Source organism: Pseudomonas sp. KB_12, assembly GCF_052114545.1.
Taxonomy (GTDB): Bacteria; Pseudomonadota; Gammaproteobacteria; order Pseudomonadales; family Pseudomonadaceae; genus Aquipseudomonas; species Aquipseudomonas brassicacearum.
The window spans coordinates 1-341 of record NZ_JBFREY010000135.1 but is presented as its reverse complement, the minus strand read 5'-3'; the positions used below and the strand labels follow the sequence as shown (position 1 = coordinate 341).

Annotated in this window: 1 pseudogene; it reads left to right on the top strand. The window is 63.9% G+C overall.

Features of this window, described 5'->3' with window-relative positions:
• Positions 1-142: pseudogene (locus AB4Z20_RS28175) on the top strand (aminoacetone oxidase family FAD-binding enzyme); the annotation flags it as partial.
• Between the last annotated feature and the right edge of the window lie 199 nt (positions 143-341).

Here is a 341-nt window from a genome sequence, read left to right as displayed (position 1 = left end):
GGCGCTGAAAGCGCGGCCCGACGTCTTCCTGGCCGGCGAGATGCTGGACTGGGAGGCGCCCACCGGCGGCTACCTGCTGCAGGCCTGTTTCGCCACGGGTGTTGCGGCGGCGAAGGCGGCGGGGGAGAGGCTGGGAGACTAGAGCCTGGACTCAATTGGCGYGCAAAGAAACGTGTCTTCCCGGCCGGAGGAGCGCGTCAGCGRTCCGYAGAGCCGGGATCTCCCACGTYGGCAGGTTCTGAACYGTGSGAGATCCCGGCGCTCCGCTGCGCTACGGCCGGGATGACAACTACTATAAGCTATTGAGTTGGATAGCTAATTACCCTCATCCAATTGAGTAC